We start from the raw sequence: 23495 nt of genomic DNA, 5'->3' as shown, positions 1-23495 counted from the left end.
TGACTTGATTAGGCAATAGGATTAGATTTGCAAAAATTTTATACTGGATACAGGAGATGTGCATGAAACGAAGGGATTTTATCAAACTGATCGGTGCAGGTGCTACCTTGCTTCCCACTGCGCCATCAATTTTTGCGCAAACCACGAGCCCTACCAAATGGCGCAGTTATCGCTTGTCATATCAAGTGACTTTGCCTGCAACGGGCAAAAATGCACGTCTCTGGCTGCCACTACCAGATACCAACGATACACTATACCAGTTTACACAAGGGAGTGTATGGAGTGGTAGTGCAAAATCGGCAAAGTTTTATACGCTTCCTCAAACAGATTTCCCAGCTTTCCATGCTGAATGGAATGGTAATGGTGAACGTCAAGTCACTGTGAGCAGCATCGTCAAGACCGCTGACCGGCAAGTTGATCTGCATTCTTATCATGCACCTGCCAAAGCGGTAATTCCTGACAATATCAAACGTTTCCTGCAATCAACTCAACAAATACCATTGGATGGTATTTTGCGTCAAACAGCTTCTTCAATTATCAAAGACAGCAATAAGAGCCATCCTTTGCAGAAAGCCCGGATTATTTACGATTGGGTGATCGATAATGCAAATTATGATAAGAGTGTGCGTGGCAGAGGAAAGGGTGATGTCAAGTTAGTGATGGCGAATGAAAGCCTGAGTGGCAAGTGTGCGGACATTAATGCGCTTTTCGTCGGATTGGCACGCGCTTCAGGCATTCCTGCACGACACCAATATGGTATACGGATAAACGAATCAGCTCTGAACAAGAATTTAGGTAAGTTTGGCGATATCAGTACAGCTCAACACTGTCGTGCAGAGTTTTATCTTGCTGGTCTTGGTTGGGTGCCAGCTGATCCGGCTGATGTATGTGAGGTCATCGCATTGGAAGGGCTACCTCGAAATCACGATCAAGTTAATGCTTTGAGAGAGAAATTATTTGGCGCTTGGGAAATGAACTGGGTAGCCTTCAATCATGGTGAAAATATCACCCTAGGGCAGAATAGTCATGCAGGTAAGGTGCCGTTTTTCTTGTATCCGCACGCTGAGATAGATGGACAGCAACTAGATAGCCTCGATCCGCAGGCATTTTCTTACAAGATTATTTCGGCGGCGCTTGTTGGTACTGGCGCCAAGTTGTGAAATCAATAAATAATCGATTTGCCGTCAAACTTATACTTTGAATTCGTACGAATAATACAATACAGCGTATTAGTAAGACGGCATATGAGCGTATATAAATTTGCGCTAGCGCTCTAGCTTATCTCGTTTGTCTACAACCTTCGCCCATTCATCTGCATCTGCTGGCGCATCTTTTTTCTCGATGATAGGTTTCCAGATCTTGGATAATTCTTCATTGATTGCAATGAAACCGCGTTGATTTTCAGGGACATCGTCTTCAGCATAGATCGCTTCTACTGGACACTCGGCCACACATAATGTGCAGTCAATACATTCATCCGGGTCAATTACTAGGAAATTGGGGCCTTCGCGGAAGCAATCCACCGGGCATACATCGACACAATCAGTATATTTACATTTGATACAACTTTCAGTTACTACATAAGTCATGATGGAATTCCTTGCGTGGTGCTTATAAGAATCAGAATTCTAAATTTTATCAGAAATTAAGGGTACTCTACTACTCTATCAGCAGCCTTCTCATCAAGAAAATCAAAGTAAGACTATAAAAATACATTACCTTAATGCTTCGAAAGTAAATCTCCAGTAATTTCCAATATAGATAGCCATTAAATTTACTCATACTTACTAATATCCATTCTGTGCTAAATTTGGCAAATTACTGAATTGAATGAATTATATGCGGGCCATCGTGGCGAACTGCCTATAGAAGATACGATGTGCTTTGCAGAAACTTTTTGAATAATAAAAATTACCTACTATGAAAATTGTTACCTGGAATGTTAATTCACTAAAGGTTCGCCTTCCGCAGGTCATTAATTGGCTAGAGATCAATCAACCAGATGTATTATGCTTGCAGGAAACCAAACTGCAGGATGAGTTCTTCCCAGCCGCTGAAATCGCGGCGATTGGTTATCAATCCATTTATACCGGACAGAAAACGTTTAATGGTGTTGCACTGTTGAGCAAGCAAAACGGAATTGATGCTGTCAGAGCTATTCCCAATTTGGATGACTTGCAGAAGCGAATCATCGCTGCGACCTATGGCGATGTACGCGTGATCTGTGCGTATGTGCCCAATGGGGAAAATATTGAATCGGATAAATATCAATATAAATTAAAATGGCTGGCAGCACTGAATCAATGGCTCGGCAAGGAATTAGAGCGGTATCCGCGATTAGCTTTGCTTGGAGATTTTAATATTGCTCCGGAAGATCGGGATGTGCATGATCCTGACTTGTGGAAAGATCAAGTGCTTTGCAGTGAGCCCGAGAGAAATGCCTTTCGGGAATTATTGAACCTTGGTCTTGTTGATAGCTTTCGTTTATTTGATCAGCCGGAGAAGTCGTATACCTGGTGGGATTACCGCATGCTCGCTTTCCGCCGAAACAGGGGGTTGAGAATTGACCATATTATGCTCAGCAATGAGCTAGCCAGTATCTGTAAAAGCTGTGTCATAGATAAGGAGCCCAGAAAGCTGGAGCGGCCATCTGATCACACTCCTGTTATGGTTGAAATTACCAGCAACCTGAATCAACCTTAATCTGCAACTGCCAGGACAGCTCAGTAACCGTCAGATCTGAATTAGTGCATGTTGGAGAATTGCTGCTTCGATCACGTCAATTTCGCCCGATTTCAAACCTTTCAGGTTCTATCTATCAAGGATTTATGATTAACCGGGTAGGAGTGAGCTCGTCATTGACGCAAATGTAGGCGCGTAATAAACTCCATACCTTAGTCGCCGAGGCTTAGTCCTAGCTAAAAATTGCAGACTGTAAAGATTTATTTTATCAATCAAAGGAAATTGTAATGGGTTTTAGAAAAATACTTACAACCAGCATTGTGGCCATGATGATGTCGTTTGGTGCGGGTAACCATGCTCTTGCAGCAGGAGCTGCGCACTTCAATGATAAGGGAGAATTACTCTTGCCGCAGAATTATCGTGAATGGGTCATGGTAGGCACGCAGGTTACGCCGAACGAACTAAACGAAGGCAAAGCGCCATTTACTGAAATTCGAACCGTGTATGTTGATCCAGAAAGTTATGCGCACTGGAAAAAAACGGGAGAATTCAGAGATGGCACGATGACTGTTAAGGAACTGATCAGTGTAGGGGAACGTAAAGGCCCAGGCAGTGGCAACGGCTATTTTATGGGTGATTACATTGGACTGGAAGCATCAGTCAAAGATTCGAAACGTTTTGCCAGTGAGCCGGGATACTGGGGATTCTATATTTTCTATGTGCCGGGTACTCCTCTAGTAGCGGCTGCCAAAAACCTGCCGACTCAAGAATGTGCGGAATGCCACAAAGTTAACGCCAAAGACGACCTTGTTTTTACTCAGTTCTATCCGGTTTTGCGTGCAGCCAAAGAAACTGGAGCTTCGGGTGTGCTCGCTCCAAAGTAATTGCGCAAACAAACTTTCATAGTATTAGCAACAAATCAAAATATCCAGTTTTGTAACAAATAAACTATTCGCTTTTCCACGTATTGAATTGTCATCATGATTCATTGCGTGGTCGCAGCGGCAGGTTCACGCAACAACCGTTTTTATTCTGTTTCATTTTCTTGTGCAGAGAGTCATAACTGGCAATTTTCCTTGGTCCATGGAAGATTGCCAGTTGCTAATTTAATTTTCAGAGACACCTCATCAGTAATCACGGTCGTTTCCAAAATACGACCATCATCTCAAATTGACGTATCGCTTTTCAATCAGCATCTTGTATCAGTTTATATCCGGCAGTGATATTCGTTATCAGGATGGCGCTATTGCATCGAATGCAGGCCAATCATATTGCCTTCAGTATCCGCGATCAACGCAATAAAACCATATTGACCAATAGACATCTTTTCTCGCACGATTTGCCCTCCGGAAGCAACCGCACGAGGAGCCTCAACGGCGCAGTCTGCGCACATAAAGTAGACCAATACGCAATTTCCATCCGATGGACCGTCTTTCATCTTGACCAATGCTCCGGAAGCTCCTCTTCCATCCTTTGCCATCGGAAAAGCCCACAACTCTATTTCTGCTCCAGGGGGACTATTTAGGCGTTCCAGCTTGACCTCGAAGACAGATTCATAAAAGCGCTTAGCCCGATCGATATCTTTTACATAGATTTCAAACCATCCGACTGGATTATTGTTCATTTGAATATCTCCTGAAAATGCAAGGCATTTATAACCACATGAATAAGAACAGGATTCCTGATTTTTATGAGCTACCGATGCTGTCTGTTGCTGAGTTCTTTGTTTAGACTACTTAAGATGGTATAGGATGGCAACTAAAAAGTGAGAAAGTGAGGTGCTCGACAGCCGTTGCCAGTTTGACAAAAAGTCGCTGTCTCGCGGTAATGCGCTCAGATATCCATTCAGCGTGTTTTTGGTAAGCCGTTGTATCAGAATGAATCCTGCAAGTCAGGTTTTCTGCGCGACGATAGCATAGCGCCCTTTGTCACGCCCTATCGTGGGTAGGTTCATGAATTCCCCAATGACTATTCGACAGCCCAAGCCATGAAGCATACGTGTAGTCTCCTCTGGCGTATTGGAGTCGTAGAAAAATTCCTGTCCAAACATGTGATCTGTAAATGGCGGATGCGCAGAGCCGTCAACCGTAAGTATGATCTTTCCGCTTTTTGGCAAATGTTCAACAACCCTGTGCAGTATTGTGGCGTGCATTGAGCGGTCAATGTGAAACAGCAAATCCCAGATGATGGCAGCATGGAAATCGTCACTGAATTGGTGCTGCTCAATGGAAGAGAGCACCCACTGTTCGTCGGGGAAGCGTGCCCTGGCTAGTTGGATGAGTTTCTCAGCTTGGTCAATACCGAGTACCCTGTGACCTTTAGAAATAACATACTCTGCCATCGGACGCCCAGTACCACAGCCGATATCCATCACCAAAGCATTATCCGGAAAATCGGACAGCAGCACATCGAGATAGTTTTTCTCTCGTGTAGCTTCAATTTTTTGGAGAAAAGAGAGTTTTCTGAACAAATCTGCTAATGGACCAGGTTTGTGGGGTATTTGAGCTTTTGAAGTTTCGTGCTCAAGAAACTCAGCTAAATTTTCATTGCGTTTATAAACAGCCTCCGCCTCATCATCTGCGATCACACCATCAAAGTCAAAAGCTACCCTAAGTTCATGGTCATTTTCATCATCATTATCTACTTCTGAAGGAATTACGGTACCTGCGGGATAACCTGCCTCGATTGCTCTCCTGACATCTCCTTCATTTGCTGACAAGAACAAAGAAACATTAAATGCTGGTATATATTTGTGCGGCGACTTTCCACTCAGAAACCTAGCTCTCGATATATCTAGATGATATGTCTGAATAGTATTAACCCGAATATTTCATAAATTGGCGCGTGCCCTCACTTGTCTTTTGATTAATAAGAAAGATTTTGCTCAGTCGGGTGTATGAATCACTACACCCCTCCTTCTCAAAACTTCCCTATTAATCAAAATCCTGCGTGATCATCACGCGAATTTATGAAATATTCGGGCTAGTGGGGTTTCCCCATGTTACTCAGCAACAAGTTAATTTAGCTTTCAAACTGGAAATCACTTCTTCTCCATAGTGCTGATAAACGCATTGGCTTCATTGATCGATCTCTCCATCGAGGAAATCAGCGAGGATACGTCAGACTGGAGTGTGCCCAGTTCACCTTTCAGCGAGGCAATCGCTTGTGCGTTAAGGTTGTGCTTGAGGAACATCACTTGGTCCTTGAATACTGTCAGCACAGGCTTGATTTTGGTTTCGGCATTTTTCATGGTGGTGATGAGTTGCTGGTAGTGCGCCCGGGTGGCGATCAATTTATGCTGGCTGCTGCGTTTGAGTGAAGCGTTTGAGTACTGAGCGATTTCTTGTTCCCATTCGGTGAACAGCGCTTCGGAGACATCTTCGATGGCGCTGATGCGATCACTGACTTCATCCGCTTTGGCGGCACTGGCTTCATATTCGCTATTCAGTTTGTTGTAGACCGCTTCCAGGTCACCGCCTTTGAAATTGGTCACGGCAGTGAATTGCTCGAGCGCTGACTTGAACTGTTCTTTGGTTTCCTCCTGGGTGTCGCGTGCTTTCTCGACCCGGTGTACCAGCACGTCGCGTTTGGGAATGCCGATTTTTTCGAGGCCGCCGTAGTATAGGGTGGAACAGGCGGCGGGGAAAAGTAGTAACGAAATAACGAAAAAACGGGATAAATAATTCATAAAGTTCTCCGGAAAAGAATCAGTTATTGAACAGCATAATCAACGCAGCACACCCCGCCGCAGCAATTGCCACATGACTTTGAAGCCCCAAAGGATGGGATGGCGTCGCAGCATGGGGGTGATTTCAACACGGATGCCGCTATGGCGTTCGATTTTCCAGGCAGCGTAGTTGAGGTAGTCGTGAAATGTCAATGTGGCTTTACTCAAACGTAGAATCGAGAGGATTCGCCCCTGCCAGCGCCTTAACCGCCAGTGAAGGCGGGCACGCCGATTGTCCGATGACGTGGCATGGCAGTGGTAATGCCCATCGGGTTGTAGGGTGAGCAGGCCGTTTAGAGCAGGCAGGGCCGCAGCAGTCAGGCGTGCATAATTATCCAGGCTGATCTGGCTCAGGTGACGGGCGCGCGTTTTCCGTTCAGCGCGCAACTCTGCGGCGTAGGTCAACATTAGACCTTGCGTCCAGATTTCTTCGGTATCCAGTACGCGCGCTTCAAGCGCTAACAGGCTGGATTTTAGGAATTTCACGACCGCCTGTGCCATGGCCACATTGACGCGCTGACGGATAAGGTCATTCTGCGCATAAAGCAGCCGTGCCGGCTGGGCGAAGCGCGCCCAGAGATAGGGATGAAACCAGAATTGATTGCCGTCCTCGAAATCGGCGGTTGAGAGGACGGCATACTTGGCGCGGAAGGTTTTTCCCTGCTGGGTGACTTCCAGATAAAACACATTGGGCGGCAGCCAGGCATTCAGGTAGGCCAGATAACGTTCCGGGTAGGCGTTGCGGTAATCGTTGATCAACACATAGAAATCAGCGATACCTTCGGTCAGATTGCTGGTGTGCAGGCAGGAGCCATACAGGACGACGGCATCCAGCGAAGCGCCGAAGTGCTGTCTGATAGCATCGACCAGATGTCCGAAATCGGGTGAAACCACCTGAGTATTTTGCAAAGCGATGGCTTCTACCAACGGTGCGGGCACTTGCTTAACGGGAGGTAATTTGTTTTCTTTCATTGTTAGCCCAAATTACAGTACGAGGAAAGTGATGGGGCCGCTGGTCGTTATACGTAATGGACCATGTTGGCGCGAGGCATGAAACAGCTCGCCATCCACGATATATTCATCCTCCAGTGATAATTCCAGCATCTGGGTATTGTAGCTGACATAGCCGTGTTCTTTTTTGAGGCTGTGGCCATGCCCTGCAATCAGCGGCCAAATCGAATACCAGAATTTTCTGCTATGCTGCCGCACAAAGGTCACATGCAGGGGCGCTGATTCCTGCCCCCAGTAAGGACGTATGCCCATCAATAGCTGTTCCAGCGCGCTGACCAGCACTAATAAGTAGTTTTCTTGATGCTTTACACCCGCTTCGTCTACGGTAGTGATTTGCGCCGGCGCCCATTCGGGTTGTGGGCGTCCGAGAAACGTACCTAATAAAGAGCGTAAGACGACGAGTGCGGTAAAAATATTGCCGGTAATGCCTGTTTGTTTGATGCGACTGCGGGAGAATTTGACTCCGCGCGCAATCATCCCGAGTCCAAAAAACATGCCATAGACTTTCTCGTGTCCTGTTTGCTCAATGCATAATACCGGTCGTTCAACGAGTAAGGGTGCTGGTCGTGGAGCAGGTTGTTGCAGATAATGCTTTAATCGTTGCAGGATATGATCGGGTTTGTCGCGGCTACCCAGATCCAGTGCGGTCATATTGGTGGTTCCGCCCGGGATGATGGTCAGAACCGGCCATTGATTGGGGGATAACCAGGCAAACAGACGGTTGAGTATGCCCTGAAAGGTGCCATCCCCCCCGATGATGATCAGCCAGTCAATTTTTGCCTGGATCAGTGCCTTTACGGAAGCGTCGAAGTCTGAAGCATTGATCGCTTCCCACTGGAGAATATCAGGAAGCTCGGTCAGTATTTGCTTGATCGCATGATGGCGTTTGCGTGCCTGCCCGCCCAATGGGTTGAGAATCAGCCCGATACGGGCTGTTCCTGTTTCCAGGCTATGGATTCGTGAGGGTGCTACCATTTTTCTCGGCAAGCGGGACGCGGGTAAATACTCTGACGGCCAGTTGTTGTCTGTCCTGGATCGGGTCGATCGCTTCCATCCATGAAGTCAATGATCCCTGCTGGCGCCGGGTTTGCCAGGCAACAATCACTCGCCATGCCAGGAAAAGTGTGGAGATTACATGCCAGCCAACAATCAGTAAGAAGCCGATATCTGGCCGATCAGCCAGCCAGCTGAGTGTCATCAGAATCAAATTGGGATTGCGTCGTGCGGTTATCAGGCGATTGAACGAATCGATCTGTTGCCAGATGAACATCACAAAGGGCGCAAGCCAGAATTCAAATAATCCTTCGCAGAGACGTCCGCCGACATAGCTGGCAAACATCAACCAGGCTAATAATTCCAGATTCGCCAGCGGCACTGCGGTTGTTGCTAGTCCTGCCCCCCAGGCAAGGTACCATAACGGCGGATGAACAAGGTCCAAGCCATGGTCCATCACGTCGCCCAAGCGACTCGAGGTGAGTGTGACGCGTGCCAGCTTGCCATCCACGGTATCCAGAAAGGTCATCAGCCATCCCATGATCAAGCCGCTTGCATAATAGCCATACCAGAAAGCGATCCCTGCGAAAACGGCCAATATCAGGCTAAGCAGCGTCACTTGATTGGGTGTTACCTTCCATCGCACACAGAGGTGCGTTGCCCAAAATGCGGGTACTGGCCATAGCCACTTGGTGACCAGATCGGTTACGCCTTTGTAGGAGCCTGCAAACAGCTCCCATTCAAGCGCTTTGCGATTGGCTACGCTGATCGGCAGTACGTAGGGTGATTCTTTTTTCTTCAGATTCTGCTGGACACCCGTTTGCAAGTCTTTGAGGGTGTATTGCTTCATCCCGGAGATCGCTGAGGTGTTGGTGCCGCGTAAGGCTTCGAGCAGGGCCGGTACGTTTTTTCCTTCAGTGCGTATGGCGACCGGCGCGCTGCTTTGATTGCACAGCACGATGTCTTCTTGCAGATTGCTCAAAGCAGCGATTACTCGGGCATCAAACAGATGGTCAGCACGCAGCAATAGTGCCGGCGCGTCTTCTGGAATGTCTGTTAAGTTGTCAGCCAGACGGGTTTGTTTGAGGGACGTGGCCAAACGTTGCAGTCGTTCGCGACCACTCAATCCCCAGAGATTAATTTCGCTCTCGCCAGAAATATAAAGGTAAGTTGTCGACATGAAAAAATGATTGGAGTGTACGCGAGAATTAAAAAAGGTCAAAAAATTCGCCGCAGCCAGAGAACGGCCAAGGTAATGAAGGTTAAGCTGGGAAGAATAGAGATCAGTCCCACGTTCAAATGTAGCAGCAAACCAGCATTAGCAATGATTTGATCGAGCAGGTAAATACCTACTCCGATGACGGCAGCCAAAACCAGTTTGCCCCCTAGTCCCTCACGAACCGAACCAAAAATTAATGGAATGGCCAGCAATATCATGGCGATGGTCATGAGTCCACCGCTTACCTTGCGCCATATGGCCATGAAATAAGCATCGGCTTTCTGACCGGTCGCTTGCAGAAATTCTGCGTGCCGTATTAATTCCACAGGAGAAAGGCTTTCAGGTGGTTTGGTCAAGGTGACAATATCTTCCGCTTTAAGAAAAGATGGCCACTCGACGGTACTGGCACTGGCCAGGGCGATATTTTTTTCTGTGAATACTCTGACAGTCACATCGTTTAATTTCCATAACGCGTTATCGGAAATATCCGCAAACTCTGCATGAGTGTGCGTGGCGAGAAAGCCCTGTTCATCAAAATGCATAATCTCGATATCAATCGCTCTGCTTCCAGGCAGCATTTCACCGATGCGTAAAATATTACGTTCATCGCGTGTCCAGATACCCAACCCCTTTCCAAGCTCAGCAGTTTTTTTCAGCGCGATGGATCGGTATGCAATGGCTTTTTGCTGAAGCTGCGGGGCAATAGATTGTTCCATTACCGCGATAATCAGTAATAAAGATAATCCAATGCTAACGGGCACCATGCTGATCTGAATGGGTGACATGCCTGTGATGCGTAAGGCTACCAACTCCAGATTGACAGCTAATTTACCCAGTGCGCCAACTGTACCCAGCAGAGCGATAAACGGCGCAATCTGAATAAACCGGCGTGGCATCAGCATGATAACGTACAGAAAAGCATCCCTCGTTTGGTAGGTGCCTTTGCCGACATCATCAAGTTGTTCCAATAAATCGAAGAAACTAAATAGCGGTAATAACACAATGGTGGCGATAATCATGCCCATCACTACCTGTTTAGCGATATAACGGGAAGCGGTTTTCACTGTCTTCTAAGCAATTTTTGTCTTAATCCAGGCAGAAGCAGTCCAGCGATAATGAAAAGCAGCAGATATAGCCACCATATGCCGGGTATAGCGGCAACTACCTGTTGTTCTACCCACGTTTGGGCCAGGCCGCTGAGATTATAGTAGATAGCAAACACGATAGCGGCAACCAGAAAGGTTTTGTCGCTTTTGCTTTGACGTGGCGCAACGCGTGTAAATGAGACAGCGATCAAAGCCAGCAGAATGGTCGCAACTGGGCGAGAAAGCCGCCACTGAAGCTCAGCAATATCATGAGGCCGTTCTGATCCCCACAACATGCGTGTTGATGCAGCTTTGCGCCGATGCCACTTTACTTGGTCGTTTTCAGTGAAATAGGTCATTTTTTCGTATTGAATCGCACTGTCTTTACCTTCTGGGTGGGCAAGGCGATAAATATAGCCATTAAACAATTCGGTATGCGGCCGCTGCTCCAGCGATATCTGTTGTTGTTGAACAGCTTCTTTCGCAACGATAATCTCGCTGATGCCTGCTTTCTTGGTAAAGTGGAATACTTCTTCCATGCGCGTGCCGGAATCATCCTTGGCTTGCACGAAAATCACCCGGCCGCTTTTTTCACTGCCATAAAAACGTCCTGCCTGGAAGCGGCTGGCATTCAATTCGGCTTCAGCTTGCGCATCGAGAATGTAAGTTTCTGCATATGCCCAGGGGCGGACATAAAGTGAGAGTGCACCACTGATGATGCCAACAGGAACGGCAATCATCAATACTGTATAGAGAATACGGTAGTCGCTGAATCCGACAGAGCGAAATATGTTCATCTCCTGGTCCCTGCTCAGTCTGCTCAGCCCATAAATGACTGCAGCATAGAATGAGATAGGAATCAACACTTCCAGAGCGATGATCGTTTTTAGCATGACCAGCTGCAACATGACGACCATGCCAAGTGTCTCGGTGACGGTACTGGCCAGCAACCGAGCAGTACTGAAGCTAACGAACAATCCAACAAGAATGCTGATGACTGCAAAAAAAGGCAAAAGCAGCTCGCGTGTGATGTACTTCTCAATGATTTTCATTAAATCAGATTATTTTGGTTCGACGTATGCATTGATCTGGCGTGGATCAGGGGACACATAATGCGGCAACCCAGCCTCGGCAGCATTTAGTATTTTTCTAAATGCGATTCTACCAGCAACCAGTCGTCTACCTTGTTGACATCAATCCCTACCTGGGGAAAGGGTAAAGTAATCGCTTGCCCACGCACGCCTGTTTTAGTTGAAATATTTTTCAGTGCTTGAGCTAGCATCAAATATCCGAACAAATAGCTCAATACTGCTTTCCAGCCGAGTGCCTGGGCAATTAAACGCCAAGAGCGCTTGCGTTGTTCCTTGGCTCGTCGCCAGAATGAAACCAGCTTGCGGCTATCTTCATGCACGCGTGTAAAACTCTGCTCGGCGCTGCGGCTGGGTGAATCCTGATTTTCCATCCAGATTACCTGTCCACGCTCAATATGTTTTGTTAGTTCAGAATATTTGGGCAAGAGTGCCTTGAATGGACCGCATGAGATCGTTGATTTAACCTTGTCACTCACTGCCAACGCATTCAGCCCGCGAATGATCATCATCGGTTTACCACCAACCGGCACAAATGCCTTGCAGGTTGAATCGGTCTTGTTGGCAACATATTGATCATCTTGATTCATGCGCTATCCTAGAGATAATTAGCCGGTCTGAATGTTGTACCTGAGTAGTCCTTGAAACGTATAGCAGGCGGGCCGTTGTCGTTGTTTCCGATAGTCGGCTAGAGTGTTTTTTCATAGAGCCGGTATCGTTTGTACTCCTTGCTGCCAATACTTTCGAGAATACTGCGCATTGCCTTGTTGTCTTCAAGTATCCAGGACATTTCGACCTCTTTGATTCCTCTGGCAAGCCCGGCTTGTCTCGGTGCATCGATGACCATGAAAGCCAGCGCCATGCCGAGGGGGGTGTGATGGAATTGCTTGCGTACCCCCATTAAGGGAATGCGGGCAGTACGGATTGCGTGAGATTTAAGCTGTTTGATCAGTTGAAGCCAGCCTGTCGGGAACAACTTGCCATTGAGTTGAGCAAAAATTTCATTGAGGTTGGGAAGAACCGCCATGAACGCTACCGGAACATCTTCTACTTCCGCAATCTGAATATACTCGCTTGGAACGAGCCAGCGTAAACTGTTGCCTAGCTCAGCAAATTCCGCCTGAGTAAAAGGCACAAATCCCCAGTTTTCTGACCAGGCATCGTTAAAGATATCACGCAGTATTTCCATTTCTTCACCAAATTTATCGCGGCGCAGCGTTCTCAGTTTAATTTGCTTTGAAAATTTTTGAACCACCCTGCGCATGACTTCGGGGGGTTCATAATCAACTGCAACCCAATAGGCTAACAGATCCTTGGCTGGCCGGTAGCCGCACTGTTCCAGTAATGGACCATACCATCTGGGAGAATGCGGCATCATGACAACCGGCGGCGTATCAAAGCCTTCTACTAAAATGCCACACTCCTGATTGATGGAAAGATTGAAAGGCCCACTTACGTGACGTGTCCCCCGCTCAGTAAGCCACCTTTCGGCGGTATGCATGAGTGCAGCAAAGACCTCGGTATCGTTGATGCATTCCAATGAGCCAAAATGACCCGTATCCGCGCCATAACGTTGTCTATGGAGTGTATCCACTTGTGCGCTGATTCTACCGATAGCCTGGTTGCCTTTATAAGCAACCCAGGCTTGCCATTCTGCATGCTCGAAGAACGGATTGAATTTGGAAAAATGCAAGCGCCGTTCCAGGCGGAGAGGAGGGACCCACATGGGATCGTTTTCGTATATTTGCCAGGGGATATCAATAAATATGCCCATTTCACGATAAGACGTGACGGGGTGGACATAAATACGCTCATTTTTCCGCTGATCTATTTGTTCACTCATGGTATGCAGTGGATAGGTGGACTCATGCAGTATTGCAAGAATGATGAGGGACAATAAGGGCGTATTTATTTACTTGTATGAAAATGCAATTACCCAGAATGCCAGATGATGTTTGCATGCGATAAGGAAAACGGGGCAAGAAATCAGCAAACTTACCACTAAAATCTGATTGTTATCTGGGACGTACTTGGTTCAGGTAATCAATTTGGTGCCCAAGTTTGATAGCGCACTTGTTTATCCTTAACGTTTGAACTGATTAGTATACGCCAACAGGTCAGCTACAAGCTGATGAAAGACCTGTTTTGGGTCGTGCTCTACCTCAGCTGATGACGTTGCGCCAGTCTGTGTTTCATCAATTACGCCATTCATACGACAAAAATCGTAGAATTTATTCCAAGCAATGTTGTAGTCACGTAGCTGATCTTGCGGAATAAAGCCCTTCAGAACCTCAAAAGCTTCTCGCATGATGGGTAATTTTGTGCGTAAGTGGGATGCGAGATCTTCCGGCCAGCGAGTGGGATGAGGATACAAGCCAGCAAGCTCTGTCCTGAAGGTGGCGTCATAATAATCCACTGCATCAGCTCGCCGTCGGCGATTAATAATTTCGACAGCAATGGCAAAAACAATGATTGCACCAAGTAAGGCAAATGGCCACAGCACTGCTTCCTTGAAATACATATTTATTTGATCTATAACACCAATAGTATTTTCCAAAATTTCCTCGACTTTTAACGTAATGTTAAGTTAGAAGTTATAAATACAAACTAAGCGATCAATTTTACTATGCGGATTAGTAACCGATATTGCCATAGGTTAGCACTCGGATCAATATAACGTAATTCGATAAGCCACTGTTTGAATTAAGGTGTATACAAATAATAATAGCATAGCGTAAAGTCGGTGCTTTTTTACGCTCTTTTTCGGTGCCAGATCGATGCTGCTTGTAGTTCTGGAGGTTGATGCGAGCCCCCTGGTTCTGGAATTTTATTAAATCCTTGTCATGAGAGATCAAGGAAAGGTTAAAATAGGATTGACCGAGTTATACTGATTGCGATATTTTTACCTGTTTTAAGTAAGATAAACCTGATAAACCCTGTTCTATCCTCATTGCCCTCCCGGAAAAAAGCCAAGTAAAAGCATGAAAAAGAAATCCAATGAAGCAGTTAAGATAGCAATATCATCAGAGCCAGAAAGTTTTGAAGCAGCGTCAGCTGAGCTGGAAAGTATTGTCTCCATAATGGAGGCGGGGCAAATGACGTTGGAAGCTTCGCTTTCAGCTTATAAGCGTGGAGTAGAATTATTGCACTATTGCCAGACTACGTTACAACATGCGCAACAACAAATACGTGTGCTTGAGGCGGATATGTTGAAAGATTTTTCTATATTGGGTGCCGATGAACGCTGATTTCCAAGGCTGGGTAAAAAGCCGCCAGTTGCAAATAGAGTCTTATCTGGAAAATCGCCTTCCTGCAGAAAATTGTGCGCCGGAGCGCTTACACGAGGCGATGCGCTATGTGGTGCTTGGAGGAGGGAAGAGAATTCGCCCGTTGCTTTCTTTTGCTGCCGGAGAATTGAATGGAGCAGATGAAGCGCGTGTAATCGTTGTGGCTGCTGCTGTAGAACTGATTCATGCTTACTCGTTGGTACATGATGATCTGCCTTGTATGGATGATGATACGCTGCGGCGTGGTAAACCTACTTGCCACGTGAAATACGAAGAACCTACTGCATTGCTGGTAGGAGATAGTTTACAAAGTCTGGCCTTTCAGTTGATGGCTGAATTCTGTTTGACAGACAATCCAAGAAAACAATTGGAAATGATCAAGCAGCTGGCGCAAGCGGCTGGGTCACGTGGCATGGCAGGCGGGCAGGCGATTGATCTGGCGAGTGTAGGCAAGATGCTGACTTTGCCGGAGCTGGAGTTCATGCATATTCATAAGACAGGCGCGCTTATACGTGCGGCAGTGATGCTGGGAGCACACTGTGGTGATGGATTGAGTGATGAACAGTTGAGCCATCTGGACCATTTTGCTAAATGTATTGGTCTTGCGTTTCAGGTGGTGGACGATGTGCTTGATGCTGAAGCAACTACTGCGGCATTAGGCAAAACTGCTGGCAAGGATGCCGAGCAAAACAAGCCAACCTATGTCAGCATTTTAGGAGTAAAGCAGGCTCGTGAGCTGGCTAAAAAGCTTCAGCACGACGCCTATCAGGCACTTGATCATCTGGGAATATCCACTAATCGTTTATTACAGGTAACGGATTTCATTGTTCAGCGCGAGTTCTAATCCTGACGCTTTTCTTTTTTAATCAGCTAAAATTTCTATTTAAGTTTGCATGTACCCATTACTTGATCATGTTAGCACTCCTGCTGAACTAAGGAAGCTGGAGCGTAGGCAGCTACCACAATTCGCCGATGAGCTACGACAATTTCTGATTGAATCCGTGGCGAGAACGGGCGGACACTTGTCGTCGAATCTTGGCACCGTCGAGCTAACCATTGCATTGCATTATATATTCAATACGCCCTTTGATCGGTTGGTATGGGATGTGGGCCATCAAACCTATGCCCATAAGATATTGACGGGGCGACGTGAAGGAATGGCTAAATTGCGTATGCATGGCGGTATTGCCGGATTTCCGAGACGGGATGAGAGTGAATATGATGCCTTTGGTACGGCACATTCGAGTACATCCATCAGCGCGGCTTTGGGGATGGCAGTAGCTGCACAATTAAGTGGTATAAATCGACGTGCCATTGCTGTGATTGGCGATGGCGCCATGAGTGCAGGCATGGCATTTGAGGCATTGAACAATGCCGGGGTAATGGATGCCAATTTGCTGGTGATATTGAATGATAACGATATGTCCATTTCGCCTCCTGTCGGGGCGCTCAATAATTATCTTGCTAAACTGATGTCCGGTAGATTTTATGCGACAGCTCGTCGTGCCGGTGAGAAAGTGCTGGGTGTGGTTCCGCCTGTTCTAGAGTTGGCTAGGCGTGCCGAAGAGCATGTAAAAGGAATGATGACCCCTGGCACATTGTTTGAAGAGTTTGGCTTTAACTATATCGGTCCTATTGATGGGCATGACCTGGATGTATTGCTTACTACGCTGAACAATATCAAGCATCTAGATGGTCCGCAGTTCCTGCATGTTGTTACGCGTAAGGGCGCGGGTTACAAGCCAGCTGAAGAAGATCCGATTTTGTACCACGGTGTTGGAAAGTTCGATCCCGTTCAGGGTATTGTTTCTAAACCTGCTGGCAAACTATCTTATACACAGATTTTTGGCGACTGGTTGTGTGATATGGCTGCCATAGATCCGCGTTTGATTGGCATTACGCCTGCCATGCGGGAAGGATCAGGTTTGGTCAGATTTTCCCAGGAATATCCGAATCGTTATTTCGATGTGGGCATCGCTGAGCAGCATGCGGCAACCTTTGCTGCGGGTGCGGCATGTGATGGGTTGAAACCGGTGGTGGCAATCTATTCAACATTTTTGCAGCGTGCCTACGATCAGTTGATTCATGATGTGGCCATACAAAATTTGCCGGTAGTTTTTGCCGTCGATCGTGCTGGACTGGTAGGCGCTGATGGTCCAACTCATGCGGGTAGCTTTGATTTGAGCTATTTGCGTTGTATCCCGAATATTACAGTCATGGCACCTGCCGATGAAAATGAATGTCGCCAAATGCTTTATACCGCTTTCCAGATGAATACACCTACCGCAGTCCGTTATCCACGTGGCTTAGGGGCTGGGATAGCAGTACAGAAGGAAATGCGGGCGTTACCAGTGGGTCGTGCAGAGCTTCGGCGTGAAGGTGAAAAGATTGCTTTGCTTGCTTTCGGCAGTATGCTGGCACCTTGTTTGGAAGTAGCGGAAGAATTGAATGCTACCGTTGCCAATATGCGATTTGTTAAACCATTGGATGATGATTTGGTTGCAGATTTGGCGGCAACACATGAGTTGCTGGTTACGATTGAAGAAAATACCATTATGGGCGGTGCTGGTAGTGCTGTTATGGAATTACTGGCAAGCAGAGGGACGGTCGTTAAATTGCTCCTGCTAGGCTTGCCGGATCTTTTTCTTGATCAGGGTGATCCCGCGCAAATGCTGGTTGATTGTGGGTTGGACAAGAATGGCATCATTAAATCTATCCAAGCAAAGCTAGCTGAGTAGCTTGTAAGGCATCTGAAATAACTTACTCGAGTCAAGGGGTTGTTTTTTATTGATGTTTTTTTAAGGATTCCGTGCTTAGAACCAACCATACAAGAGGAGGTCTCAATAAGAAGCAGCTAGTCAGCCTTGGATGACTCTTTCAGTTCTGATACGTTATCAATCTTGGAGACTTTCAATAACAAAGCAGATAGCCACCATCTTTCCAAAAGGAATCACCATGAACAAACAAACCGATTTTCCGATTGCTGATGTACAAAGTTCGTTGGATACCCGACGTATTGCAATTGACAGAGTAGGCATTAAAGCCATTCGTCATCCAGTCAAAGTGGCTGATAAGGATGGCGGGGTGCAGCACACGGTTGCAGTATTCAATATGTATGTTAATTTACCCCATAATTTCAAGGGTACGCATATGTCGAGATTTGTTGAGATACTAAACAAATACGAACGTGAGATATCCGTTGAATCATTTGAGGATATTTTGCGTACCATGGTAGCCAGGTTGGAATCTGATTCCGGACATATTGAGATGACTTTTCCTTACTTTGTCAATAAATCGGCGCCTATCTCTGGGGTCATAAGTTTGTTAGATTATGAAGTGACTTTTATTGGCGAAATCAAAAAGAATCAATACGAATTCACCATGAAAGTGATTGTTCCTGTGACCAGTCTTTGCCCATGTTCTAAAAAAATTTCCGATTATGGGGCGCATAATCAACGCTCCCATGTCACTGTTTCTGTGCGTACCAATAGCTTTGTCTGGATTGAAGATGTCATCAGAATAGCGGAGGATCAGGCTTCCTGCGAATTATATGGTTTACTCAAGCGCCCAGATGAGAAATATGTCACTGAAAAAGCCTATGACAATCCGAAATTTGTCGAGGACATTGTTCGTGATGTGGCTGAGGTTCTAAATAGAGATGATCGCGTCGATGCTTATGTAGTGGAATCAGAGAATTTCGAGTCCATTCACAATCATTCTGCCTATGCGCTGATTGAGCGGGATAAGCGTAATATTTTGCCTCATGCTTAAACCCAAGAATCAGTGATTACATTAAACCGTTACACTTATCGATATTATTCTTCTCCTTGCCGAGCAAAGGCACTCAGACGAAAGCCCAGTATCCATAGTGTGACGAAATAGGTGATAGCGCCAAGGAAGACGACTTGAATCAACCGTATTGCGCGATCCATCGCTGTATCTTGTAACCAAGACGTGTCACTGCCGGTCGCAAACCATAGAACGCTTCCCATTACCACCAGCGCCGTTAAGATCTTCAGTAAGAAAATTGCCCAGCCAGGTTGCGGCTGATAAATATCATGCTGGCGTAGCTTATAGTAAAGTAATCCAGCATTGAGGCAGGCGCCTAGGCCAATTGCCAATGCCAATCCAGCATGCTTCAAAGGAAAGATAAAGGCAAGATTCATTAATTGGGTCACGATGAGCGTGATGACAGCAATTTTGACGGGTGTTTTGATATTTTGCCGGGCGTAAAAGCCGGGCGCCAGCACTTTTACCAGAATTAGTCCAAGCAAGCCGATACTGTAGGCGATGAGCGCCTGACGGGTCATCCATACATCTTCAGCGGTAAAAGCACCATAGTAAAAAAGTGTTGCAATAAGCGGTGTAGCCAGTAATGCCAGTGCTACGGCTGCTGGGAGCGTCAGCATAAAGGTCAACCGTAAGCCCCAATCCAGCAGGTGTGAGTATTTCTCGTTACTGTGGCTGGCATAGTGGCGAGATAATGATGGCAGCAGGATGGTTCCCAGTGCGACGCCCAAGAGACCCGCTGGAAATTCCATAAGCCGATCAGCGTAGTAAAGCCAGGAAACGCTGCCTGTCACCAGCAATGAAGCAAATATGGTGTTGATCAGCAGGCTAATTTGTCCTATGGAGACGCCAAAAACGGCTGGTCCCATTAGCTTTAGTACACGCCATGCACCTGTATCCTTGGATTTCAGATGAAAACGGGGCATCCGTTTGATGCGCATCAAGAACGGCACTTGAAATGCAAGCTGCAATATACCGCCGATAAATACTGCCCATGCAAGAGCAAGCACAGGGGGATCGAGCAGGGGAGCGAGCCATAGTGCACAGCCGATGAATGATAAATTCAATAAAACAGGGGTAAATGCTGGCACTGAAAATTTACTATAAGTGTTGAGTATCCCCCCTGCAAGCGCAACAAAAGAAATAAACAGAATGTAAGGAAAAGTGATGCGCAATAACTCGGTCGTCAACGCAAATTTTTCCGGATTGGCCGAAAATCCTGGGGCGCTGAGATAAATGATCAGTGGCGCAACTAAAACCCCGATCAGCGTTACTATAAAGAGTGCAATTCCCAATAATGTCGCAACATGATCGATGAGATTGCGTGTTTCTTCTTCTGTACGGCAGTTTTTATATTCAGCAAGGATAGGAACAAATGCTTGCGAGAAAGCGCCTTCCGCAAACAATCGGCGCAAGAGATTAGGAATACGAAATGCAACAAAAAAGGCATCGCTTGCCATCCCGGCGCCAAAAATTCTGGCGATGAGTACGTCACGCAGGAATCCTAGGATGCGTGAGACCAGTGTCATGCTACTTACCGTAGCGAGTGCTCTAAGCAGATTCAATTAATTCAATAGTATAAAAAAATTGATTTTGGATGATGCGATCAGCCTTATCTAATCGGGTAATTCTGATTTTACGTCTGATTTAACGATTAGCTGCTAACGATGATGCAAGCGCTCTTGGAAACCATAAATAAAGACTTTTGGTGTTTATTGTTAAAATACCTTCTGTGCTGTGAATAGCTAACTGAAGAGGAATAGAAAATGCCGCGCAGCACTTGCGCGCTGTGAAGAAATGGTGGCGAATCAGGGATTTGAACCCCGGACCAACGGATTATGATTCCGCTGCTCTAACCACTGAGCTAATTCGCCATGGAATAAAACGTGCATTTTGCCTTTGGAAAGGGAATACTGTCAAGGTTGATATAATAATTCGCTTGTACGTTTACAGTATTCCCAAGAATAAAGCGCCTGTATAATCTGATTATGAAATTCGATATTATTGTGATCGGTGGTGGCTTGGTGGGTGCGAGCTTAGTCGTTGCGCTTAAGGGAAGTGGATTGAAAATAGCGTTGATCGAATCGCGTTTGCCTGCTCCACTGCCGAGTGATACGAGCTGGGATAGCAGGATTTATGCTATCAGCCCCGGCAGTGCTGCTTTTTTGCAATCACTTGGTCTATGGCAGCAACTAGAAGCTGCACGCATCACGCCGGTCTATGAGATGAAGGTATTCGGCGACGATGGCGCTGCGAGGCTTGATTTTAGTGCCTATGATAGTGGCTTATCCGAGTTAGCGTTTATTGCTGAAAATCGGCAATTACAAACTGCCGTATGGAATGCGCTTGCAAACATAGATGAGAATGTAACGATTTTCTGTCCAACCCAATGTGTTTCGCTATCATGGCATGAGTCCTGGGTCAATTTGCAACTGACGGATGGAAGCATGCTGCAAGCTGCTTTAGTCGTAGGAGCAGATGGTGTTAATTCCTGGGTAAGGAAACAAGCAGAAATCGAAGTGACGCAGCATGCCTATCACCAAGTGGGTATTGTAGCCAATTTTAGCGCTGAGATTCCTCATTATAACACTGCATATCAGTGGTTTCGGCGAGATGGTGTTTTGGCATTATTACCATTGCCCAACAAACGGATATCCATGGTTTGGTCGGCGAATGAGTCACAGGCAGGCAAATTGCGCGATTTGTCTGATGAAGCGTTATGCCGCCGGGTAGCTGAAGCGGCAAACTATACTCTTGGAAAATTGCAGTTGGTGACTGGGCCAGTGGGTTTTCCGCTGAATTTTGTGCATGTCAAGACACTCGTGAAACCACGACTAGTACTGATTGGTGATGCTGCACATGGTATCCATCCGCTAGCAGGTCAAGGCGTCAACCTCGGTTTGCGAGATACCCGTGAACTAGCTGCAACCTTGACAAATCGTGGTTTGCAATCCGATTGCGGCGATTATATGTTACTCCGTCGCTATGAGCGCGCGCGCAAGGAAGATATCCTGGCAATGGAGTTTGTAACCGACAGTCTACAAAAATTATTTGGCAGTGCAGACCCCATATTGATTCGCTTACGCAATGTGGGTTTTGAGATTACCAATCGCTTGCCGCTATTAAAAAATAGACTGATGCAGCATGCGCTCAGTTGAATAAGCATATTGAATTCCAATTTCTTCAAACAGGAGTAAAGATGATCATGCGTTTTCATCACTTTTTTATGTTTCTGCTATTAGGCTTCTTTTTCAATCACGCTTTAGCTGATGAGGCGCGGCTCAAAAAAGCCATTCAAACACATTTCCCTGGTAGCGAGATTGAAAGTCTTCGTAAAACTCCTTATATGGGACTATACGAAATCGTGGTAGGAGGAGAAATACTTTACACAGATGAGAAAGCAGAATATTTTTTCCTGGGACATATAGTCGATACTAAAACCCGAGTAAGTTTGACCAGTGAACGCATGCAGCAGCTTAGGGATGCACGGCGGATAGCAATTGATACTTTACCATTGGAGCTGGGGATCAAAGCGGTTAAAGGGAATGGTAAGCGGACGCTGATCGTTTATTCCGATCCTCATTGCCCTTATTGCAAAAAATTAGAAGAAGAGCTCGACAAGATAACGGATGTTACCATCCATACATTGCTTTATCCTATTTTAAAAAATTCGATGTCAACAGCAACAGCAATTTGGTGTTCGGCCGATCGCCAGAAAGCATGGAATGATTTTATGTTGCGGGGTATCGCGCCATCAGGGAAAGACTGTGAAACACCCTTGGACACATTACTTCAATCAGGGCAGGAAAATAGAGTAACCGGAACACCGACGCTTATCTTTGCAGATGGATCAGTCGTGTCAGGCATGATCCCGACAGAGGAGATTGAGAAACGACTCAATAACGCTGAAAAAAAATAGAATGAAATGGGGTTGCGATTATTAGAGCATGCCGGACATACTGCAAATCGCACTACAGACACATTGGAGTCAAATTCTTGCCAATCTTGGTCAAATGTTTGCGGCAGTGGGTGCACTCATGGCTGCTGTCGTTGGCGTTATTACCTACTGTCGGGCTAAGAGACGCGAGGCAGCTCAGTGGATGCATGAAATCTTTCAAAGATTCCAGCTCGGGCCTGAATTCGATGAAGCGAAGCAGATTTTTGATTTCCAGTACCATGATGTAGTCGAGCCGTTGCTAGCAGCGCTGGTTGCTAGTGGAAACGCGGCAATTTTGCGTAGCGAGTGGAAGGCATGCCATCTGATCGACCGCCTTTTGAACTACTTAGAGCATTTACTATACCTTTCTGATGCAGGTCACGCAAAGAGGAGTGATTGCTATGCTTATTTTGGGTACTGGTTTGATCAACTTACGGAACCAGAGCGAGGCGCGCTTCGTCGTTATCTCGTGCATTTTAATTATGAGCGCCTTGCTCGTATTACACGCGCGTCGAAACATGAATATATTCTACTATATGGCTCGCTTTGCATGGATCAACCATATCACGCAAATTTAGGACTTACATGGACGCCCACTTTTTGCCAAGCTTTCAGTTAATGATTTTGAGAAAGTAAAGATTGCTGCCATACATCCGGACTTTTTATAAAGGCATATT

Annotated in this window: 23 protein-coding genes and 1 tRNA gene; 10 read left to right on the top strand and 14 right to left on the bottom strand. The window is 46.3% G+C overall.

The features are described 5' to 3' along the window. Positions 1–62 precede the first annotated feature (62 nt). The gene (locus BLP80_RS11325; RefSeq protein ID WP_090543315.1) at positions 63–1160 is read left to right on the top strand and encodes a transglutaminase-like domain-containing protein; all 1098 of its coding nucleotides are present in this window, start codon (positions 63–65) and stop codon (positions 1158–1160) included. A 105-nt stretch (positions 1161–1265) separates the two neighbouring features. On the opposite strand, the gene fdxA is transcribed toward BLP80_RS11325, so the two are convergent. Continuing rightward, positions 1266–1589: a ferredoxin FdxA gene (gene fdxA / locus BLP80_RS11320; protein WP_090543313.1), complete on the bottom strand. Its 324-nt coding sequence runs from the start codon at positions 1587–1589 to the stop codon at positions 1266–1268. A gap of 331 nt (positions 1590–1920) precedes the next feature. On the opposite strand from fdxA, the gene xth reads away from it, so the two are divergent. Further along, the gene (gene xth, locus BLP80_RS11315; RefSeq protein ID WP_090543311.1) at positions 1921–2703 is read left to right on the top strand and encodes an exodeoxyribonuclease III; all 783 of its coding nucleotides are present in this window, start codon (positions 1921–1923) and stop codon (positions 2701–2703) included. 266 nt (positions 2704–2969) lie between these two features. Then, the gene (locus tag BLP80_RS11310) at positions 2970–3566 is read left to right on the top strand and encodes a cytochrome P460 family protein (RefSeq protein ID WP_090543309.1); all 597 of its coding nucleotides are present in this window, start codon (positions 2970–2972) and stop codon (positions 3564–3566) included. 359 nt (positions 3567–3925) lie between these two features. Here the strand turns inward: BLP80_RS11310 and BLP80_RS11305 are convergent, their stop codons facing one another. The 11 genes from BLP80_RS11305 to BLP80_RS11260 all read right to left on the bottom strand — a co-directional run bounded on the left by BLP80_RS11305 (position 3926) and on the right by BLP80_RS11260 (position 14362). Further along, a complete protein-coding gene (locus BLP80_RS11305) occupies positions 3926–4306 on the bottom strand; it encodes a VOC family protein (RefSeq protein WP_090543307.1) in 381 nt (126 codons plus the stop codon). A gap of 267 nt (positions 4307–4573) precedes the next feature. Then, positions 4574–5494, bottom strand: a complete 921-nt coding sequence (locus tag BLP80_RS11300) for a 5'-nucleotidase (protein WP_256325068.1) — start codon at positions 5492–5494, stop codon at positions 4574–4576. A 228-nt stretch (positions 5495–5722) separates the two neighbouring features. After that, positions 5723–6370, bottom strand: a complete 648-nt coding sequence (locus BLP80_RS11295; RefSeq protein ID WP_090543303.1) for a DUF2959 domain-containing protein — start codon at positions 6368–6370, stop codon at positions 5723–5725. Between the two features lie 39 nt (positions 6371–6409). Then, positions 6410–7381, bottom strand: coding sequence for a hypothetical protein (locus BLP80_RS16340; protein WP_256325067.1), 972 nt, complete (start codon positions 7379–7381; stop codon positions 6410–6412). Positions 7382–7393: 12 nt separating this feature from the next. After that, positions 7394–8395, bottom strand: coding sequence for a diacylglycerol/lipid kinase family protein (locus tag BLP80_RS16335; RefSeq protein WP_256325066.1), 1002 nt, complete (start codon positions 8393–8395; stop codon positions 7394–7396). Further along, positions 8370–9593 (bottom strand): CDP-alcohol phosphatidyltransferase family protein, encoded by a 1224-nt coding sequence (locus BLP80_RS11285; RefSeq protein ID WP_090543333.1) that lies wholly within the window; start codon positions 9591–9593, stop codon positions 8370–8372. The genes BLP80_RS16335 and BLP80_RS11285 overlap by 26 nt, the downstream gene beginning before the upstream one ends. Positions 9594–9631: 38 nt before the next feature. Further along, positions 9632–10696 (bottom strand): LPS export ABC transporter permease LptG, encoded by a 1065-nt coding sequence (gene lptG / locus BLP80_RS11280; RefSeq protein ID WP_090543301.1) that lies wholly within the window; start codon positions 10694–10696, stop codon positions 9632–9634. Next, positions 10693–11769, bottom strand: coding sequence for an LPS export ABC transporter permease LptF (gene lptF / locus BLP80_RS11275; RefSeq protein ID WP_090543299.1), 1077 nt, complete (start codon positions 11767–11769; stop codon positions 10693–10695). The genes lptG and lptF overlap by 4 nt, the downstream gene beginning before the upstream one ends. Before the next feature lie 86 nt (positions 11770–11855). Further along, positions 11856–12395 (bottom strand): hypothetical protein, encoded by a 540-nt coding sequence (locus BLP80_RS11270; RefSeq protein ID WP_090543297.1) that lies wholly within the window; start codon positions 12393–12395, stop codon positions 11856–11858. A gap of 98 nt (positions 12396–12493) precedes the next feature. Continuing rightward, positions 12494–13648 (bottom strand): N-acetyltransferase, encoded by a 1155-nt coding sequence (locus BLP80_RS11265; RefSeq protein ID WP_176754357.1) that lies wholly within the window; start codon positions 13646–13648, stop codon positions 12494–12496. Positions 13649–13888: 240 nt separating this feature from the next. Continuing rightward, on the bottom strand, positions 13889–14362 hold the full coding sequence (locus BLP80_RS11260) for a hypothetical protein (protein ID WP_256325065.1): 474 nt from the start codon (positions 14360–14362) through the stop codon (positions 13889–13891). A gap of 424 nt (positions 14363–14786) precedes the next feature. Between BLP80_RS11260 and BLP80_RS11255 the strand changes: the two genes are divergently transcribed. The 4 genes from BLP80_RS11255 to folE2 all read left to right on the top strand — a co-directional run bounded on the left by BLP80_RS11255 (position 14787) and on the right by folE2 (position 18863). After that, positions 14787–15053, top strand: coding sequence for an exodeoxyribonuclease VII small subunit (locus BLP80_RS11255; protein ID WP_090543293.1), 267 nt, complete (start codon positions 14787–14789; stop codon positions 15051–15053). Continuing rightward, the gene (locus BLP80_RS11250; RefSeq protein WP_090543291.1) at positions 15043–15936 is read left to right on the top strand and encodes a polyprenyl synthetase family protein; all 894 of its coding nucleotides are present in this window, start codon (positions 15043–15045) and stop codon (positions 15934–15936) included. Before BLP80_RS11255 ends, BLP80_RS11250 begins: the two co-directional genes overlap by 11 nt. Positions 15937–15985: 49 nt before the next feature. After that, the gene (gene dxs, locus BLP80_RS11245) at positions 15986–17830 is read left to right on the top strand and encodes a 1-deoxy-D-xylulose-5-phosphate synthase (RefSeq protein ID WP_090543289.1); all 1845 of its coding nucleotides are present in this window, start codon (positions 15986–15988) and stop codon (positions 17828–17830) included. A gap of 217 nt (positions 17831–18047) precedes the next feature. Continuing rightward, entirely contained in the window at positions 18048–18863 is an 816-nt protein-coding gene (gene folE2, locus BLP80_RS11240; protein ID WP_090543329.1) for a GTP cyclohydrolase FolE2, read from the top strand. Positions 18864–18907: 44 nt separating this feature from the next. Here the strand turns inward: folE2 and murJ are convergent, their stop codons facing one another. Continuing rightward, entirely contained in the window at positions 18908–20446 is a 1539-nt protein-coding gene (murJ, locus tag BLP80_RS11235) for a murein biosynthesis integral membrane protein MurJ (RefSeq protein ID WP_090543287.1), read from the bottom strand. 233 nt (positions 20447–20679) lie between these two features. Next, positions 20680–20755: transfer RNA gene (locus BLP80_RS11230), tRNA-Met, on the bottom strand. A 114-nt stretch (positions 20756–20869) separates the two neighbouring features. On the opposite strand from BLP80_RS11230, the gene BLP80_RS11225 reads away from it, so the two are divergent. The 3 genes from BLP80_RS11225 to BLP80_RS11215 are packed head-to-tail and all read left to right on the top strand — an operon-like array spanning position 20870 to position 23437. Then, a complete protein-coding gene (locus tag BLP80_RS11225) occupies positions 20870–22039 on the top strand; it encodes a UbiH/UbiF family hydroxylase (RefSeq protein ID WP_090543285.1) in 1170 nt (389 codons plus the stop codon). 41 nt (positions 22040–22080) lie between these two features. Further along, complete coding sequence (locus BLP80_RS11220) at positions 22081–22800, top strand: DsbC family protein (RefSeq protein WP_371128826.1); 720 nt, start codon at positions 22081–22083, stop codon at positions 22798–22800. Positions 22801–22828: 28 nt separating this feature from the next. Next, on the top strand, positions 22829–23437 hold the full coding sequence (locus BLP80_RS11215) for a hypothetical protein (RefSeq protein ID WP_090543283.1): 609 nt from the start codon (positions 22829–22831) through the stop codon (positions 23435–23437). Positions 23438–23495: the final 58 nt, after the last annotated feature.

Source organism: Nitrosomonas sp. Nm132 (genome assembly GCF_900100485.1).
GTDB lineage: Bacteria > Pseudomonadota > Gammaproteobacteria > Burkholderiales > Nitrosomonadaceae > Nitrosomonas.
Note: the sequence above shows the minus strand (reverse complement) of the source record. Positions and strands in the feature narration are given on the sequence as shown.

What these genes read in the sequence shown, in the direction of transcription:
- BLP80_RS11325 (WP_090543315.1), top strand. Translation starts at nt 63, where the DNA reads ATGAAACGAAGGGATTTTATCAAACTGATCGGTGCAGGTGCTACCTTG.
- fdxA (WP_090543313.1), bottom strand. Translation starts at nt 1,589, where the DNA reads ATGACTTATGTAGTAACTGAAAGTTGTATCAAATGTAAATATACTGAT.
- xth (WP_090543311.1), top strand. Translation starts at nt 1,921, where the DNA reads ATGAAAATTGTTACCTGGAATGTTAATTCACTAAAGGTTCGCCTTCCG.
- BLP80_RS11310 (WP_090543309.1), top strand. Translation starts at nt 2,970, where the DNA reads ATGGGTTTTAGAAAAATACTTACAACCAGCATTGTGGCCATGATGATG.
- BLP80_RS11305 (WP_090543307.1), bottom strand. Translation starts at nt 4,306, where the DNA reads ATGAACAATAATCCAGTCGGATGGTTTGAAATCTATGTAAAAGATATC.
- BLP80_RS11295 (WP_090543303.1), bottom strand. Translation starts at nt 6,370, where the DNA reads ATGAATTATTTATCCCGTTTTTTCGTTATTTCGTTACTACTTTTCCCC.
- BLP80_RS16340 (WP_256325067.1), bottom strand. Translation starts at nt 7,381, where the DNA reads ATGAAAGAAAACAAATTACCTCCCGTTAAGCAAGTGCCCGCACCGTTG.
- BLP80_RS16335 (WP_256325066.1), bottom strand. Translation starts at nt 8,395, where the DNA reads ATGGTAGCACCCTCACGAATCCATAGCCTGGAAACAGGAACAGCCCGT.
- BLP80_RS11285 (WP_090543333.1), bottom strand. Translation starts at nt 9,593, where the DNA reads ATGTCGACAACTTACCTTTATATTTCTGGCGAGAGCGAAATTAATCTC.
- lptF (WP_090543299.1), bottom strand. Translation starts at nt 11,769, where the DNA reads ATGAAAATCATTGAGAAGTACATCACACGCGAGCTGCTTTTGCCTTTT.
- BLP80_RS11270 (WP_090543297.1), bottom strand. Translation starts at nt 12,395, where the DNA reads ATGAATCAAGATGATCAATATGTTGCCAACAAGACCGATTCAACCTGC.
- BLP80_RS11265 (WP_176754357.1), bottom strand. Translation starts at nt 13,648, where the DNA reads ATGAGTGAACAAATAGATCAGCGGAAAAATGAGCGTATTTATGTCCAC.
- BLP80_RS11255 (WP_090543293.1), top strand. Translation starts at nt 14,787, where the DNA reads ATGAAAAAGAAATCCAATGAAGCAGTTAAGATAGCAATATCATCAGAG.
- BLP80_RS11250 (WP_090543291.1), top strand. Translation starts at nt 15,043, where the DNA reads ATGAACGCTGATTTCCAAGGCTGGGTAAAAAGCCGCCAGTTGCAAATA.
- dxs (WP_090543289.1), top strand. Translation starts at nt 15,986, where the DNA reads ATGTACCCATTACTTGATCATGTTAGCACTCCTGCTGAACTAAGGAAG.
- folE2 (WP_090543329.1), top strand. Translation starts at nt 18,048, where the DNA reads ATGAACAAACAAACCGATTTTCCGATTGCTGATGTACAAAGTTCGTTG.
- BLP80_RS11225 (WP_090543285.1), top strand. Translation starts at nt 20,870, where the DNA reads ATGAAATTCGATATTATTGTGATCGGTGGTGGCTTGGTGGGTGCGAGC.
- BLP80_RS11220 (WP_371128826.1), top strand. Translation starts at nt 22,081, where the DNA reads ATGATCATGCGTTTTCATCACTTTTTTATGTTTCTGCTATTAGGCTTC.
- BLP80_RS11215 (WP_090543283.1), top strand. Translation starts at nt 22,829, where the DNA reads ATGCCGGACATACTGCAAATCGCACTACAGACACATTGGAGTCAAATT.